Origin of the sequence: Microbacterium sp. NPDC079176, assembly GCF_040686675.1 — a bacterium.
In the GTDB taxonomy this organism is placed as follows: Bacteria; Actinomycetota; Actinomycetes; order Actinomycetales; family Microbacteriaceae; genus Microbacterium.
The window spans coordinates 262,702-277,340 of the sequence record NZ_JBFBLM010000004.1 but is presented as its reverse complement, the minus strand read 5'-3'; the positions used below and the strand labels follow the sequence as shown (position 1 = coordinate 277,340).

Here is a 14,639-nt window from a genome sequence, read left to right as displayed (position 1 = left end):
CTCTCCGTCCGGCCCTCCCCATCGAAAGCACCTCATCGTGACCTCCTTCTCCATCGGCGAGACAGACTTCCTCCGCGCCGGGCTCCCCCACCAGGTGATCTCCGGTGCCATCCACTACTTCCGGGTGCACCCCGACCAGTGGCAGGACCGCATCCGCAAGGCCCGTCTGATGGGACTCAACACGATCGAGACCTACGTCGCATGGAACGCTCACGAGCCTCGGCGCGGCGAGTGGGATGCCACGGGTTGGAACGACCTGGGCAGGTTCCTCGACCTGATCCAGGCGGAGGGCATGGATGCGATCGTGCGGCCCGGCCCCTACATCTGCGCCGAGTGGCACAACGGCGGGCTGCCGAACTGGCTCACCGCGGGCGAGCGCGAGCTGCGCTCTTCCGAGCCGACGTTCCTCGCCGATGTCAGCGACTACCTCCGCCGGGTCTACGACATCGTCGCGCCCCGGCAGATCGACCGTGGCGGCTCGGTCGTGCTCGTGCAGATCGAGAACGAGTACGGCGCGTACGGCTCGGACAAGGACTACCTCGAGGCGCTCGTCGCCCTCACCCGAGAAGCCGGTATCACCGTGCCCCTCACCACGGTCGACCAGCCGACCGATCGGATGCTGGCAGACGGCAGCCTCCCCGAGCTGCACAAGACCGGATCCTTCGGATCGCGCAGCGCCGAGCGCCTCGCCACCCTGCGCTCCCACCAGCCCACCGGCCCCCTGATGTGCTCCGAGTTCTGGGACGGCTGGTTCGACTGGTGGGGCGGCGTGCATCACACGACCGACGTGGACACCGCCGCCGCCGATCTCGACGAGCTGCTGGCCGCGGGGGCCTCGGTGAACATCTACATGTTCCACGGCGGCACGAACTTCGGTCTCACGAACGGTGCCAACCACAAGGGCCGCTACCTGCCGATCGTCACGTCATATGACTACGACGCGCCTCTCGACGAGGCCGGCAACCCGACCGCGAAGTTCTTCGCCTTCCGCGACGTCATCGCGAAGTACGCGCCCGTCCCCGACGAGCTGCCCGCCGCGGCCACCGCGGCACCGGTCTTCTCCGTGCCGCTGAAGCCGGCGGGATCATGGACCGATGCTGCGGCATCGACGCCCGCATCCGCAGTTCCGAGGACATTCGACGAGCTGGAGCACCTGAGCGCTCTGGTCCGCTACGACGTCGAGCTTCCCGAAGGTCGCGGCGGTCAGCTCGTGCTCGACGAGGTGCGCGACCTCGCCTGGGTGAGCGTCGACGGCCAGCCCGTCGGCACGCTCTCCCGCACCCGTCATGACCGTTCCCTGCGGATTCCCGCGGGACGGACGCTCAGCATCCTCGTCGAGGAGGGCGGCCGCGTGAACTACGACCACCGACTCGGCGAGCAGAAGGGTCTGATCGGCGCTCCTGCCCTCGACGGCACGCCGCTGACCGGCTGGCACTCGACCGCGCTGGACGTCGCAGGGATCGCGGCGGAGATCGGCTCCAGCGGCGGGAACACGTCGAGCGGCCCGGGAAGCGCACCCTCTGCGTGGGTCGCAGACTTCGCGCTCGACTCCGCCGCCGACCTGTTCCTCGACACCGTTGCCTGGAGCAAGGGCTATGCGTTCGTCAACGGGTTCTTCCTCGGACGGTACTGGCGCAACGGGCCGCAGCGCACCCTGTTCGTGCCGGCCCCGGCGACGCGAGCGGGAGACAACCGGCTCATCGTGCTCGAGTTGGAGCAGCTGCTCGCGCCCACGGCCGACTTCGTGCCGGCGCTCGCTCTCGGCGACACCGAGGAATAGATCACAGGCACGGGCATCCGCCCAGTACCGTGTGTCTGTGCCGCGCCGAAGATTCTCCACCCCCACGCCCGCTGCGCGCGCCCGTCATGCGAAGCGGCGCCGGGGCCGGGTGGCCAGAGCGGACAACGACCTCACCGCCGAGCAGTGGGCCTCGCTGCAGGAGGCCTGGGGCGGATGTGCATACTGCGGAGCGGGCGACATCGCGCTCCAACGCGACTGCGTGATGCCGATCTCCCGCGGCGGTCGCTACACCGTCGAGAACGTGGTGCCCGCGTGCGGGTCCTGCAACGCGAGCAAGCGCAACGACGAGGTCACGTCGTGGCTCCGACGCAAGCGACTCGACGAGCGCGCTTTCCTCAGCCGGTATGACGCCATTCTCCGCGACCTGCGCCCGACCGACTGATCGGGCCCGTCACCCGCTGCGGCGGGACTTCCAGACGGCCGCGGTGAGGTGCGCGGCGTCGGCCCGGGTGATGCTCTGCCAGTTGCGACCGCCCCGCGCGAACGACTCGTGCACGCCGGACGGCACCGCGGCCGGCTCCACCGGACGATCGAGCCAGTCGCACGCGCGCACGTGCACGAGGTCGACTGCACGGGCTTCGCCCGACGCGTCGTAGCGCCAGGGCCCGGCGATCCGGCCGAGCCACAGCAGTCCGTCGACGTCGCGCGTCCAGACGAACGACCCCTCGGAAACCGAGGAGAACCTCTCGAGCCTGCGCGCCGCCCGCTCACCGAAGGCGGCATCGACTGCGGCGAGCGCGTCGGCCGGCGACTCCGGGATGCGGTCGAGGCGACCTCCCACTCCGCAGACCCCGATCCGCAGCGCGCGCTCGACAGCGAGCCCCTCGCGCACCCCGTCGTCGCGCGATCGCATCGGGGCGCGGTACGCCGCGGGAACCTCGATGTCGTTACCCGCGCGAGGTGCGGTGGTCATGCGAGCGGCACCAGCGTGGCGTCGACCCGTTCGCCGTCGATCGCGACCGACATCATCGTGCAGACGGGCTGCCTGCGGCGGTCGGTCGGCGACCCTGGGTTCAGCAGGCGCATCCCGGATGGGGCGACGGTGTCCCACGGGATGTGGGAGTGGCCGAACACGAGCAGGTCGACGCCCGGGAACGCCGCATCCATCCGCTCCTCGCGCCGCTGCTTCGGTCCGGTCTCGTGCACCACAGCGACCTCGAGGTCCTCGACCGTCAGCCGTGCGATCTCGGGCAGTCGCTCTCGCAGCGCGGGTCCGTCGTTGTTCCCGTGGACGCCGACGAGCAGCCGCGACCGGGACTCGATCAGATCCAGCGTCGCGAGGTCGATCCAGTCCCCCGCGTGCACGACGATGTCGGCGTCGTCGACCGCTCGCAGCACCGCGTCGGGCAGTCGCTTGGCACGGGCGGGCACATGCGTATCGGCGATCAGCAGCAGTCTCGTCGTCACGGTTCTCCGTCTCGGGTGGGCACGGGCATCCGCCTCCGACTCTACGCACGCGGTCCAGCGGGATGTCATACGCACCCAGCAAACGTTCAGGAAGGCGTAGGATCTCTCGGTGCCTTGGTATACCGGGCCATGGATCTAAGGAGCTGTATGAGTACGTCCACCGCCCCCGCGAACCCGCGTTCGCGTGTCATCACGGCGAGCCTGGTCGGCACCACGATCGAGTTCTACGACTTCTACGCCTATGCGACAGCGGCCGTGCTCGTGTTCCCCGTGCTGTTCTTCCCCACCGGCAACGACACCACGTCGCTGCTGTCATCGTTCGCCGTGTTCGGCGCCGCCATGGTCGCCCGCCCCATCGGCGCGGTCGTCTTCGGCCACTTCGGCGACAAGTTCGGACGCAAGGCGACTCTCGTCGCCTCGCTGCTCACGATGGGCATCGCGACCTTCATCATCGGCCTCCTTCCCACGTTCCAGCAGATCGGCTGGTGGGCGGCACTGCTGCTGCTGATCCTGCGCCTCGCTCAGGGCTTCGCCCTCGGCGGCGAGTGGTCGGGTGCCGCGCTGGTCGCCACCGAGAACGCTCCGGCCGGCAAGCGCGCCTGGTACGGCACGTTCCCGCAGCTGGGCGCGCCGCTCGGCTTCATCATCGCCAACTTCCTCTTCCTCGGCATCAACTGGCTGCTTCCCCACGCCGACAACCCCGCACTGAAGTCCGAGGCCTTCCTGTCGTGGGGCTGGCGCATCCCGTTCCTGTTCTCGGCCGTCATGGTCATCATCGGCCTGTGGGTGCGTCTGAAGCTCGTCGAGTCCGACACCTTCAAGAAGGCCGAGAAGAAGGGCGCGATCCGCAAGCTGCCCCTCGCGACCGTGTTCCGCCACCACTGGAAGCAGCTGATCCTCGGCACGTTCATCATGCTGGCGACGTACGTGCTGTTCTACCTGATGACCAACTTCACCCTGGCGTACGGCACCAAGCCGGCCACGCTCGAGACGGCGTCCGCCGCCGCTCAGGCCGCTGCCGAGGCGACGGGCAAGGACTTCGACGCGTCGGCCTTCGCCGCGCAGTTCTATCCGGGACTCGGGTTCGCCTACACGGACTTCGTGCTCATGCAGATCGTCGGCGTCGTGTTCTTCGGCATCTTCACCCTGCTCTCCGGTCCCATCGCCGACACGATCGGGCGTCGCAAGCTGCTGCTGTGGGTCACCGGGCTCATCATCGTGTTCGGATTCACGTTCAACGCGTTCCTGCTCCCCGCGATGGACCCGAAGTTCACGGGCGCCCTCGCGCAGGCGTTCCTCGTGTTCGGGTTCATGCTCATGGGCGCGACGTTCGGTCCGATGGGAGCGCTGCTGCCCGAGCTCTTCCCGACGAACGTCCGCTACACGGGATCCGCGATCTCCTACAACGTCTCGTCGATCCTCGGCGCAGCCGTCGCTCCGCTCATCGCGCTCTGGCTCTGGGAGCTCGGCGACGGCGCTCCGTGGCTGGTGGGACTGTACCTGTCGGCGATGGGCGTGCTGACCTTCATCGCGCTCCTGCTGTCGAAGGAGACCAAGGACAACGACTACGAATCGGATCTCGGAGTCGCGGCCGCCGTCGAACTCTGACGCGCTCGTCCACACGAAGGGCGGCATCTCCTCGGGAGGTGCCGCCCTTCGTCGTCCGGCGGTCAGTAGGCGGCATGGACGGTGCGCGTCGAGCCGTCGAGCACCATCGTCCCGCCGAACGGGACGATCCACTGCGGCCGCGTGTGGCCGAAAGGCACCCCGACGCAGACCACCGCGTCGGGGTTGTACCGCGAGACCGTCTCGATCACCGCATCCCGTTGCGCGGCGCGCAGCGCGTCTGCCTCGGTCGACGAGGGGAGGAACTCGAAATCGCTCACGGGCGGACGCGCGACGACCACTCCCGCGACCACATCGAGGATGCCACGCTCGCCCAGCCCGCGCATCCATCGCGCCACCCAGCTCGCCGGCGGACGCTCTTCGCTGGTCTCGAGCAGCAGGATCCCGCCGCGCAGGTCGTATGCCGAGGGCAGCCTGTCGGCGAGCGCGAGCTGATCGACGACCTCGAGGCAGCCGCCCCAGGTGCGACCTTCGACGCGGACAGCCGGACCCGACCAGGTCCAGTCCTCGGTCGCGACCCGATCGCCGTATTCGCTGAGAGCGCGCGGGTCCGTCCAGCGCCTCCCCACATCTTCCGACTCTCCGGGCTCCGTGATCTCGACCGTGCCGCCGTCGAGCAGCGCCGCGCGCAGCGACCGCAGATGCACGTCGTCGACCGCGGGCCCCGGACCGAGATGCACGGCCGTGGATCCGCCGTAGTAGCCGCGGATCCCGAGGCTCCACAGCCAGTTGAGGATGTTGGTGTTGTCGCTGTAGCCGAGGAACGGCTTCGGGTCGGCCTGGGCGAGCGCGGCGTCGAGGTGCGGCACCACCAGGATCTGGTCGTCCCCGCCGATCGTCGCCAGGATCGCCCGGATGCTCGGGTCGGCGAAGGCCGCGTTCACATCGGCGGCCCGGGCTTCAGGACTCGCATCGAGCTGCCGCGTGGTCGGATACTCGACCGGGATCAGTCCGGTCAGCCGCTCGAGTCGGCTGAGCGCCTGCTCGTGGAGCTCGGGCGCGACCGCGGGCGCGGCGAAGGCGGGCGACAGGACGGCGACGCGGTCGCCGGGCACGGGTTTCGATGCGGACAGCATCGGCCCAGTCTCGCATCCTGAGCACGGAGATGAACGTCAATGCATGTTGACAAGGGGTCGATCGTCAACAAGTATTGACGCAGGAGGTTCCCCATGACCATGAAGACCGCCATCGCACAGGATGACGCGGGCGAGCCGCTCTCGGAGCTCCACCGCCTCGCCGCTCTGCGCAGCGAGCTGGCCAGGGCCGAGGAGACACAGGTGCGACGGGCGCGCAATCTCGGCTATTCCTGGCAGGCGATCGCGAGCTCCCTCGGCGTCTCGAAGCAGGCGGCGCACCGCCGTTTCGGCAGGCACTGACACTCATACAGCCCATCCACAGGATCCGCCCGCACACGAAGTACGGTCGAACTACCCCCTTTCAGAACGAGGTCCCGCATGTCCAGCACGGCGACATCACGCCGACGCGGACGCGGCGCGCACTACGACGGCCCGCGCGCCACTTTCCGCCAGCTCCTCCCCTTCCTCTTCGAGCACAGGCGCACGCTCATCGTCGTCGCTGTGCTCAGCGTCTTCGGGGCGGCCACCTCGCTCGCGCAACCGCTGCTGGTCGGGCAGCTCATCGAAGCCGTGCAGTCCGACCAGGGCCTCGGGATCCTGGTGTGGGTCCTCGTCGGTCTCGTGATCGTGTCGTCGATCATCTCCGGCTACCAGCACTATCTGCTGCAGCGCACCGGCACCGCGGTCGTGTACTCGAGCCGTCGCAAGCTGATCTCGCGCATCCTTCACCTGCCCATCAGCGAGTTCGACGCCCGCCGGACCGGAGACCTCGTCTCGCGCGTGGGCACCGACACGACACTGCTCTACGCCGTGCTCACCCAGGGACTGGCGGATGCCGTCGGCAGCGCGATCCTCTTCCTCGGCGCGCTGATCGCCATGCTCGTGATCGACCCGGTCCTGCTGCTGCTCATCGTCGTCGTGATCGGAGCCTCGGTCGTCGTCGTCACGGCGCTCAGCGGCCGCATCCGCACCGCGTCCACCGCTCAGCAGGAGAAGGTCGGCGAACTCGCCTCCGGGGTCGAGCGCGCCGTCGGCTCGATCCGCACCGTGCGCGCCTCGGGAGCCACCGAGCGCGAGACCGAGACCGTGTCGGCGCTCGCCTCGGAGGCCTACGGCATCGGGGTGCGGATCGCCAAGATCTCGTCGCTCGTGGTCCCCATCGCCGGAGTCGCACTGCAGGTGTCGCTCCTGGTGGTGCTGGGCGTCGGCGGCTTCCGGGTCGCGGCCGGCACGATCACGATCGCCTCGCTGATCACGTTCATCCTGTTCCTGTTCATGCTCGTGATGCCGCTCGCCACCACCTTCGGGGCGATCACCTCGGTGAACCAGGCACTCGGCGCCCTCGGCCGCATCCAGGAGGTGCTGAACCTGCCGACGGAGACCCAGCACGACGCCGAGATCGCCGCATCCGTCCCCCGCGATGCGGCAGACCCCCTCGCTCCGGCGATCGAGTTCCGTGACGTGCGCTTCCGCTATCCCGAGAACGTGGTCGCCGCTCGCCTCGCCGCCGCGAAGGAGGCGCAGACGCTTCTGGCCGACGCGCACCTCGAACCGACCGACGACTCGGCCGCCGTGGCGGAGCGCGAGGTGCTGCGCGGCGTCTCGTTCGCGGTGCCCCGAGGTGCGCGCGTCGCACTCGTCGGGCCCAGCGGTGCCGGCAAGAGCACGATCCTCTCGCTCGTGGAGCGCTTCTACGACCCGACGGGCGGTTCGATCCGCCTCTACGGCCACGACTCGCGCACCTACCCGCGCGACGAGCTGCGCGCGCAGTTCGGCTACGTCGAGCAGGACGCCCCCACCCTCGCCGGCACGCTCGGCGACAACCTGCGTCTCGCCTCGCCGGATGCCTCGGATGCGGCCTGCGAACAGGTGCTGCGCGCGGTGAACCTGGGCGACGTGCTCGATCGCGATCCGCTGCGTCTCGATGCCCCCGTCGGCGAAGACGGCGTGATGCTCTCAGGAGGAGAACGCCAGCGTCTCGCGATCGCCCGCGCGCTGCTCACCGACGCACCGATCCTGCTGCTCGACGAGTCGACCTCGTCGCTCGACGGCGTGAACGAGCAGCGCATGCGCGAGGCCATCGACGCGGTCTCGACCGATCGCACCCTCATCGTGATCGCTCATCGACTGTCGACCGTCGTCGACAGCGATCTCATCGTCGTGCTGCAGGACGGCGCAGTGGTCGGTCAGGGCACTCACGCCGAGCTGATCGAGTCGACGCCGCTCTATCGCGACCTGGCTCGGCACCAGCTGCTCGCCTGAGCGTCGCGGCAGGGGCGCACGCGGTCAGCGCGGGAGAAGTACGCGAAGGCGGGATGCCGGAGACCACTCAGCCATGGGTTCGTCTCTGACGTCCCGCCTTCGCGGGTCTGGGGCCACGGGGGCCGTAGAGCGCCGGCTCCCCCGAACCGGCGCCCGCTCTGTCACGCCTTGTCGAGGCGGTAGCGCAGCGAGGCGAGCTCGGCCCGGAGGGCGGCGGGGACCTTGTCGCCGAAGGTGTCGTAGAACTCCTCGGTGAGGTCGGCCTCGGTCTTCCAGGCGTCGGTGTCGATCGAGAAGAGCTCCTCGAGGTCGGCCTCGGGCACGTCGATGCCGTCGAGATTGAGGTCCTCGATCAGCGGCAGGCGACCGATCGGGCTGTCGACCGTCGAGACCTCGCCGCAGACGCGACGGATGATCCAGTCGACGACTCGCGAGTTGTCGCCGAATCCGGGCCACAGGAAGCGGCCGTCCGCGCCACGACGGAACCAGTTCACCTGGAAAATGCGCGGTGCGCGGTCGAACCGGAGACCACGGCCGACCTTCAGCCAGTGACCGAAGTAGTCGGCCATGTTGTAGCCGCAGAACGGGAGCATGGCGAACGGATCGCGACGCAGCTCGCCGACCTTGCCCTCGGCGGCCGCGGTGCGCTCGGACGAGATGTTGGAGCCGAGGAACACGCCGTGGGTCCAGTCGGTGGCCTCGACGACGAGCGGCACATTGGTCGCCCGACGTCCGCCGAAGAGGATCACGTCGAGCGGCACCGCCTCCTCCCAGTCCTCCGAGATCTGCGGGCACTGCGCGGCCGAGACCGTGAAGCGCGAGTTCGGGTGCGCGGCGGGGCGGCCGGAGTCCGGCGTCCAGTCGTTGCCCTCCCAGTCCGTGAGGTGGGCGGGCGCCTGATCGGTCAGCCCCTCCCACCAGACGTCTCCGTCGGGCCGGAGCGCGACGTTCGTGAAGATCGTGTTGCCCCAGAGGGTCTCGACCGCCGTGACGTTCGTCGACTCGCCCGTGCCCGGCGCGACGCCGAAGAATCCGGCTTCCGGGTTGATCGCCCAGAGGCGGCCGTCTTCACCGGGGCGGATCCACGCGATGTCGTCGCCGAGCGTCTCGACGCGCCATCCCGGGATGGTCGGGCGCAGCATCGCGAGGTTAGTCTTGCCGCACGCGGAGGGGAACGCCGCAGCCACGTGGTACGCCTTGCCCGTGGGATCGATCACCCGGATGAGCAGCATGTGCTCGGCGAGCCAGCCCTCGTCGCGGGCGATGACCGAGGCGATGCGCAGGGCGAAGCACTTCTTCGCGAGGATCGCGTTGCCGCCGTAGCCCGAGCCGAAGGAGTAGACCTCGAGCGTCTCGGGGAAGTGCACGATGTACTTGTCGTCGTTGCAGGGCCACTCGACGTCGGGCTCTCCCGCAGCGAGCGGCGAGCCGACCGAGTGCACGGTCTTGACCCACGGAGCGCCGTCGGCGATCTGGCGGGTGACCGCATCGCCGACGCGCGTCATGATGCCGATCGACGCGACAGCGTAGGCGCTGTCGGTGACCTGGACGCCGATGTGCGAGAGCGGTCCCCCGACGGGCCCCATCGAGAAGGGCACGACGAACATCGTGCGGCCTCGCATGGATCCCTCGAAGATCTCGGTCATCTTCTCGCGCATCTGCGCAGGAGGAGCCCAGTTGTTGGTCGGGCCGGCATCCTCTTCACTCTCGGACGAGATGTAGGTGCGGCCCTCCGTGCGTGCGACGTCGCTGGGGTGCGAGCGGGCGAGGTACGAGCCGGGACGCCACTCGGGGTTCAGCTTGATCAGCTTGCCCTCGTCGACGAGCCCGCGCAGCAGCCAGTCGTTCTCGGCACGCGAGCCGTCGACCCAGTGGATCGATGCCGGCTGCGTGAGCGCCGCGATCTCATCGACCCAGGCGGCGAGCTCTGCCATCGCAGGGGTGTCATACGTCGGAGCCGTCCCGAAGGTGCGCACAGGTGCGACAGATGATGCTCGGGGGGTGAAGACTTCGGCGATCGCCATGACTACTCCTTGAAGTGAGGGGCGTTTGTTCCATCTTCTTCCGGTTCGGGCTCGACTTTCTGCCATTCCGGGCGATAAGAATCACGCTTCTTTCGCTAGTATCAAGGAATGGCTCCTTCCGGCATCCACCTCGCGACTCTCGGCCACCGCATCAGGCACCACCGCCTCGAGAAGGGCTTCACGCTCGATGAGCTAGGCGCACTCGTCGGCGTCGCCGGTTCGCAGCTGAGCCTGATCGAGAACGGCAAGCGCGAACCGAAGCTCTCGCTGCTGCAGGCCATCGCGCTGGCGACGGGCACCGAGGTCACCGACCTCATCTCGGGCGAGCCGCCGAACCGTCGCGCCGCTCTCGAGATCGAACTCGAACGCGCCCAGGAGAGCCCGGTGTTCCGGCAGCTCGGCATCGCCCCCGTGCGCGTCACGAAGGGGATGAGCGACGAGACGATCGAGTCGCTTCTGGGCCTTCATCGCGAACTCCAGCGACGCGAACGAGAGGCGATCGCCACGCCCGAAGAAGCCAGACGAGCGAACACCGAGCTGCGTCTGCGGATGCGCGAGCAGAACAACTACCTCGCGGACATCGAGAGACTCGCCGAGAAGCAGCTGCGGTCCGCCGGGCACGTGCAGGGCGCGCTGACGCACCGCACCGTGAGCATCATGGCCGACAAGCTCGGCTTCGAACTGATCTACGTCAACGATCTGCCGCACTCGACCCGCTCGGTCACCGACCTCGAGAACGGGCGCATCTACCTGCCGCCCGCATCGATCCCCGGGGGTCACGGCCTGCGGTCCATGGCACTGCAGGCGATGGCGCACCGACTGCTCGGCCACACCCCGCCCACCGACTACGCCGACTTCCTGCAGCAGCGGCTCGAGATCAACTACTTCGCCGCCGCGTGCCTGATGCCCGAGACGGCGTCCGTCGCCTTCCTGCAGCAGGCGAAGAAGGATCGCAACCTCGCGGTCGAAGACTTCCGCGACGCATTCGGCGTGACCCACGAAGCGGCCGGAATGCGCATGACGAACCTCCTCACCCAGCACCTGGGCATGTCACTGCACTTCCTCCGTGTCGACGCCACCGGTGCGATCACGAGGGTCTACGAGAACGACGACCTCCCCCTGCCGATGGACGTCACGGGCGCTGTCGAGGGCCAGCGGGTGTGCCGGAAGTTCCAGGCGCGCGCGGCGTTCACGCAGCAGAACCGCACGAACGAACACCACCAGTACACCGACACACCCTCCGGCACCTTCTGGTGCTCGACGCAGACCGGCGCCTCGACCGACGGCGAGTTCTCGATCACGGTGGGCGTTCCCTTCGACGACGCGCGCTGGTGGCGTGGGCGCGAGACCGCCGACCGCGCGGTCTCGACCTGCCCGGATGAGGCGTGCTGCCGCCGCCCCTCGGCCGACCTCACCGAACGGTGGAACGGGAAGGCTTGGCCGAGCGCCCGCGTGCACACCCACATGTTCTCGCCGCTCCCCCGTGGCGCGTTCCCCGGCGTCGATGACAACGAGGTCTACAACTTCCTCGGACGCCACGCGAGCGAGTGATCGATTAAGATATATTCAATTCACTCATTCGTTTTCATCCAGGGAGCACCGTGACCGAGCCGACGCCTGCCGACACCGCCACCTCTGAGACGTTCACCTCGCGTCGCCACCAGATCACGGTGGGCGGGAGCACTCTGTCATACTCCGCGGGTGCCGGCATGGTGGTCGTCCGCGACGACGAGCAGCGACCGCTCGCGAGCGTGTTCTACACCTCGTACATCGCCGACCGCGTCGAGGGCGACCCCGTGCGCCCCGTGACGTTCCTCTTCAACGGCGGCCCCGGATCTGCGAGCCTGTGGCTCAACATCGGCGGCTTCGGCCCGAAGCGCACCCCCACGAACACGCCTCAGGCGACTCCCCCGGCGCCGTACCTCTCGGGCGACAACCCGCACACCCTGCTCAGCGCGTCGGATCTCGTGTTCATCGACGCCCCCGGCACCGGATACTCGCGGCTGCTCGGAGACACCAAGGAGTCCGAGGTGTTCGGCGTCGATCAGGACGTCGATGCCTTCGCCAAGGCGATCACCCGCTGGCTCACGATCACGAACAGCTGGAACGCCCCCCGCTTCCTGTTCGGCGAGTCGTACGGCACGACCAGGGCGTCGGCGCTCGTGCACCGCCTGCAGAACCAGGGACTCGACTTCAACGGCGTGGTGCTGCTGTCGACCGTGCTGAACTGGGGCGAGAGCAACCTGGGCGGACCGCGTGAGTACATCAACCTGCTGCCCTCGTATGCGGCGACCGCCTGGTATCACGGCAAGGCGCGCACGACGCACACGGCGCTCGAGCCGTTCCTCGCAGAGGCCCGCGAGTTCGCGCAGGGCCCCTTCGCCGAAGCTCTGCTGCGCGGTGACCTGCTTCCCGACGGGCAGGAGGATGCGGTGGCCGAACAGCTGAGCGCCCTGATCGGGCTCGACGCCGACTACCTGAAGAAGCACCGCTTCCGCATCGGCATGGAGCAGTACCGCTATGCGTTGCTCGCCGATGAGGGCAAGGTCATCGGACGCTTCGACACCCGTTTCACGGCCGAGCATCAGTACGTCGTGGGCAACGGCTCGCACGACCCCGCGACCGACGATGCGGCGACAGCCGGGGTGAACAGCGCGCACCTGTCGACGTACCGCACCCATCTGGTCGATGACATCGGCTACACGAGCGAGCTGCACTACCGGCACCTGCACAACATGCCGATCGCCCGGGCCTGGGACTGGAAGCACAAGGCACCGGGGATCGACGCTCCGCAGCTCGTGCCCGACGTCTCGCTCGATCTCTCGGCAGCGGTTCGACGCAACCCCAACCTCAAGGTCTACGTCATGGGCGGCTTGTACGACCTGGCGACGCCGTTCTTCGGCCCGGAGCTCGACGTCGCTCACCTCTACCTCGCGCCGTCGCTGCGCGAGAACATCCGCTTCACGTTCTACGAGTCCGGTCACATGACGTTCGTCGACGAACGAGCGGTCGAGCGGATGAAGAGCGACCTCGACGCGTTCTACCTCGACGCCACCGCCCGCTGACATGCCGCGCGTGGGTTCCCTGGAGTACACCGCGCTGCTCGAGGAGCTGCCGCTGCGGCGCTCGGACGGCGCCGCGCAGGGCACGGTCTCGGCGTTCAGCTACGTCGTCGACGGCACGGCCACTCGCCCCGTGCTGTTCCTCACCAACGGCGGCCCGGGAGTGTCGTCGGTCTACCTGCACCTCAGCGGCATCGGCCCGTGGCGTGCGCGGATCCCTCACGACCCTGTGGCCGATGGCTCCCCGCCCTACGGAATCGAGGCGAGTCCGTCGACGATCCTCGACGTCGCCGACCTCGTGTTCCTCGATGCCCCGGGAACCGGCTTCGGCTCGTTCACCGAGGGCGCGGATGCAGCGGCCTTCCGATCCGTCGAGGGCGACGCAGACGCGATCGCCGTCGCGATCGCCGAGTGGGTGAACCGTCACCGACGGTGGGACTCTGCGAAGTTCTTCCTCGGCGAGAGCTATGGCACGCAGCGCGCGGCTTTCCTCGCGACCACCCCGCACGGTGTGGACACCGCGCCCCTCGACGGCATCGCGCTGCTCGGGCAGGCCGTCAACATCCAGGAGACCTTCGACCGGCCGGGCAACGTCGTCGGCGCGCTCGCCAATCTGCCCTACAAGGCGGCGACCGCGTGGTTCCACGGCGTCGGCTCGCGCGAGCACTCGACGGTCGACGACGCGATCGATGCCGCACTCCATTTCGCGCGCACCGACCTGGCGCTCGCGATGCTGCAGGGCGACGAGATCTCGGCATCCGCACTGTCGGAGACAGCGGCGAGGCTGTCCGGCATGATCGGCATCCCGACGCAGGAGCTGATCGATTCACGACTCTGGATCAGCAAGCAGGACTTCCGCGCGCGGCTGCTGCCAGGCAGGTCGCTGGGCGTCACCGACAGTCGCTACCAGTCGCGTGCCGGGGATCGCTCGTGGGGAGAGGGGGAGATCGACCCGTCTGATGTCACGCTGTCGCCGCGGTACGCCGCTGGACTCGCACAACTGCTGGCCGAGGCGTTTCCTGACTCCCCCGATCGTCCGTATCGGATCGTCGACCCCGAGGCCGGCAGGAGCTGGACGTGGGAAGACGAGGGCAGCACGAGGTTCATCGCGATGGGCCGCCCCTCGCCGTTCCACACCTACCCGTACCCGGCACGGCTCTCGCAGTGGATGGCGCAGATGCCCCGATCGCGGCTCTTCGTCGGCAGCGGGGTCTACGACTCTCTCACGACCGTCGGCGCGGCCGACCACCTGCTGCGCCACTGGAACCTGCCGCGCGAGCGCACCGAGGCCCACCGTTACGAGGCCGGGCACATGATGTACAGCGACGCCGATGTCTCGGCGCGGCTCAACGCCGACCTCCGCGCGTTCCTGCAGCGCTGA

General features: G+C 68.6%; 12 protein-coding genes. 8 read left to right on the top strand and 4 right to left on the bottom strand.

All coding sequences use genetic code 11. The features are described from left to right. The first annotated feature begins 37 nt into the window (after positions 1 to 37). Together AB0P11_RS11725 and AB0P11_RS11720 are read left to right on the top strand one after the other, a co-directional pair. On the top strand, positions 38 to 1,780 hold the full coding sequence (locus AB0P11_RS11725) for a beta-galactosidase family protein (RefSeq protein ID WP_363522114.1): 1,743 nt from the start codon (positions 38 to 40) through the stop codon (positions 1,778 to 1,780). A 37-nt stretch (positions 1,781 to 1,817) separates the two neighbouring features. Beyond that, positions 1,818 to 2,183, top strand: coding sequence for an HNH endonuclease signature motif containing protein (locus tag AB0P11_RS11720; RefSeq protein WP_053099033.1), 366 nt, complete (start codon positions 1,818 to 1,820; stop codon positions 2,181 to 2,183). 9 nt (positions 2,184 to 2,192) lie between these two features. Here the strand turns inward: AB0P11_RS11720 and AB0P11_RS11715 are convergent, their stop codons facing one another. Further along, entirely contained in the window at positions 2,193 to 2,714 is a 522-nt protein-coding gene (locus AB0P11_RS11715; RefSeq protein WP_072590948.1) for a GAF domain-containing protein, read from the bottom strand. After that, positions 2,711 to 3,208 carry a metallophosphoesterase gene (locus AB0P11_RS11710; RefSeq protein ID WP_363522111.1) on the bottom strand — a complete coding sequence of 166 codons (498 nt, stop codon included), beginning with the start codon at positions 3,206 to 3,208 and terminating at the stop codon, positions 2,711 to 2,713. The genes AB0P11_RS11715 and AB0P11_RS11710 overlap by 4 nt, the downstream gene beginning before the upstream one ends. A gap of 147 nt (positions 3,209 to 3,355) precedes the next feature. Here AB0P11_RS11710 and AB0P11_RS11705 point away from each other — a divergent pair, with 147 nt between their 5' ends. Next, positions 3,356 to 4,816, top strand: a complete 1,461-nt coding sequence (locus AB0P11_RS11705; RefSeq protein WP_053095475.1) for an MFS transporter — start codon at positions 3,356 to 3,358, stop codon at positions 4,814 to 4,816. A gap of 62 nt (positions 4,817 to 4,878) precedes the next feature. Here AB0P11_RS11705 and AB0P11_RS11700 read toward each other — a convergent pair whose 3' ends face one another. Further along, the gene (locus AB0P11_RS11700) at positions 4,879 to 5,910 is read right to left on the bottom strand and encodes a S66 peptidase family protein (protein ID WP_363522109.1); all 1,032 of its coding nucleotides are present in this window, start codon (positions 5,908 to 5,910) and stop codon (positions 4,879 to 4,881) included. 93 nt (positions 5,911 to 6,003) lie between these two features. On the opposite strand from AB0P11_RS11700, the gene AB0P11_RS11695 reads away from it, so the two are divergent. Beyond that, positions 6,004 to 6,210, top strand: coding sequence for a hypothetical protein (locus tag AB0P11_RS11695; RefSeq protein ID WP_053095473.1), 207 nt, complete (start codon positions 6,004 to 6,006; stop codon positions 6,208 to 6,210). A gap of 78 nt (positions 6,211 to 6,288) precedes the next feature. Further along, entirely contained in the window at positions 6,289 to 8,172 is a 1,884-nt protein-coding gene (locus tag AB0P11_RS11690; protein WP_056277840.1) for an ABC transporter ATP-binding protein, read from the top strand. Between the two features lie 161 nt (positions 8,173 to 8,333). On the opposite strand, the gene AB0P11_RS11685 is transcribed toward AB0P11_RS11690, so the two are convergent. Next, positions 8,334 to 10,196 carry a phosphoenolpyruvate carboxykinase (GTP) gene (locus AB0P11_RS11685; protein ID WP_363522106.1) on the bottom strand — a complete coding sequence of 621 codons (1,863 nt, stop codon included), beginning with the start codon at positions 10,194 to 10,196 and terminating at the stop codon, positions 8,334 to 8,336. A gap of 108 nt (positions 10,197 to 10,304) precedes the next feature. Between AB0P11_RS11685 and AB0P11_RS11680 the strand changes: the two genes are divergently transcribed. Genes AB0P11_RS11680 through AB0P11_RS11670 form a run of 3 tightly spaced genes read left to right on the top strand, consistent with a single transcriptional unit; the run spans position 10,305 to position 14,639 of the window. Continuing rightward, positions 10,305 to 11,747 carry an XRE family transcriptional regulator gene (locus AB0P11_RS11680; protein ID WP_056277833.1) on the top strand — a complete coding sequence of 481 codons (1,443 nt, stop codon included), beginning with the start codon at positions 10,305 to 10,307 and terminating at the stop codon, positions 11,745 to 11,747. 50 nt (positions 11,748 to 11,797) lie between these two features. After that, the gene (locus AB0P11_RS11675) at positions 11,798 to 13,261 is read left to right on the top strand and encodes a hypothetical protein (protein WP_363522104.1); all 1,464 of its coding nucleotides are present in this window, start codon (positions 11,798 to 11,800) and stop codon (positions 13,259 to 13,261) included. A gap of 10 nt (positions 13,262 to 13,271) precedes the next feature. After that, the gene (locus tag AB0P11_RS11670; protein ID WP_363522102.1) at positions 13,272 to 14,639 is read left to right on the top strand and encodes a hypothetical protein; all 1,368 of its coding nucleotides are present in this window, start codon (positions 13,272 to 13,274) and stop codon (positions 14,637 to 14,639) included.

Excerpts from the sequence above, each read along its gene's own strand:
- AB0P11_RS11685 (WP_363522106.1), bottom strand. The coding sequence starts at position 10,196 with ATGGCGATCGCCGAAGTCTTCACCCCCCGAGCATCATCTGTCGCACCT.
- AB0P11_RS11715 (WP_072590948.1), bottom strand. The coding sequence starts at position 2,714 with ATGACCACCGCACCTCGCGCGGGTAACGACATCGAGGTTCCCGCGGCG.
- AB0P11_RS11705 (WP_053095475.1), top strand. The coding sequence starts at position 3,356 with ATGAGTACGTCCACCGCCCCCGCGAACCCGCGTTCGCGTGTCATCACG.
- AB0P11_RS11695 (WP_053095473.1), top strand. The coding sequence starts at position 6,004 with ATGACCATGAAGACCGCCATCGCACAGGATGACGCGGGCGAGCCGCTC.
- AB0P11_RS11690 (WP_056277840.1), top strand. The coding sequence starts at position 6,289 with ATGTCCAGCACGGCGACATCACGCCGACGCGGACGCGGCGCGCACTAC.
- AB0P11_RS11700 (WP_363522109.1), bottom strand. The coding sequence starts at position 5,910 with ATGCTGTCCGCATCGAAACCCGTGCCCGGCGACCGCGTCGCCGTCCTG.
- AB0P11_RS11680 (WP_056277833.1), top strand. The coding sequence starts at position 10,305 with ATGGCTCCTTCCGGCATCCACCTCGCGACTCTCGGCCACCGCATCAGG.